General features: G+C 34.1%; 2 protein-coding genes. One reads left to right on the forward strand and one right to left on the reverse strand.

The window, feature by feature from the left end; translation table 11 throughout:
- Window positions 1–231 (reverse strand): DUF2624 domain-containing protein (locus KI369_RS28310; protein ID WP_212958969.1); only part of this gene is annotated, 231 nt, incomplete at its 3' end.
- Window positions 232–380: 149 nt separating this feature from the next.
- Here KI369_RS28310 and KI369_RS28315 point away from each other — a divergent pair.
- Window positions 381–919 (forward strand): YitT family protein (locus KI369_RS28315; protein ID WP_212958970.1); only part of this gene is annotated, 539 nt, incomplete at its 3' end.

A 919-nucleotide genomic window follows, 5' to 3' on the forward strand; every position in this document is an offset into this window, starting at 1 on the left:
AGTATTTACTTGTTGGGCAGTAGCAGGGGAGGTTACTTTTGCTATTTGTTTTAGGAGCTCTAGTCGTTCGTCATTATCGTAAATGTTAATATTCTTTCCTTTCATAAGTAAAACAATTTGATCAGCCTGGGCAGTCGTAATAGATACTTCATATTCTTTGCTATATTTCAATAACTCTTTTGTAGAAATATGATTTAATTTTTTATTTACAAGTTGTTTAATGAGGTTCATCGAGTTATCCTCCTTCACACGTTCTTCTATCGAAATATATGAGTACGTAGCTTGTACATATTCGTATAGAGTTTCTTTTTTCATGAGAAAAAGAAGCGTATGTTATAATATAAGGACAAAACTATAGAAAAAGAGTATAGGGAGGACTTATGGAGCAAAAGCAACATCGAAAAGAAAGTGTTATCCATCTTATTTATCGTTTAGTTATGATTATTTTTGGGGCAGCGTGCGCAGCGGTAGCGATTGAACTATTTTTAATGCCAAATAAAATTATTGATGGTGGAATTATTGGTATTTCTCTTATATTAGATTATCTTACTCCTAATATTTGGTGGTTAAGTTTCTCTACTTTAGTCGTTATTCTCAATATCCCATTTATGTATTCAGGTTATAAGCAAATCGGAAAAACGTTCATGCTATCTTCGGCGTTCGGTATTGTAGCTTTAGCGTTTATTGAATCAACGTTACATGCTGTTCCGCCATTTACAACAGAGCCCATTTTGGCGACAGTGTTTGGTGGTCTTATTTTAGGTCTTGGTGTAGGGCTCGTTATTCGTCACGGTGGATCAATGGACGGAACAGAAATTATGGGTATTTTATTAACGAAAAAATTACCTTTCTCTGTTGGCGAATTTGTAATGTTTGTGAACTTATTTATTTTTGCATGGGCAGCATTTGTATTTGGTGT

This window comes from Bacillus sanguinis, assembly GCF_018332475.1.
Classification (GTDB): Bacteria; Bacillota; Bacilli; order Bacillales; family Bacillaceae_G; genus Bacillus_A; species Bacillus_A sanguinis.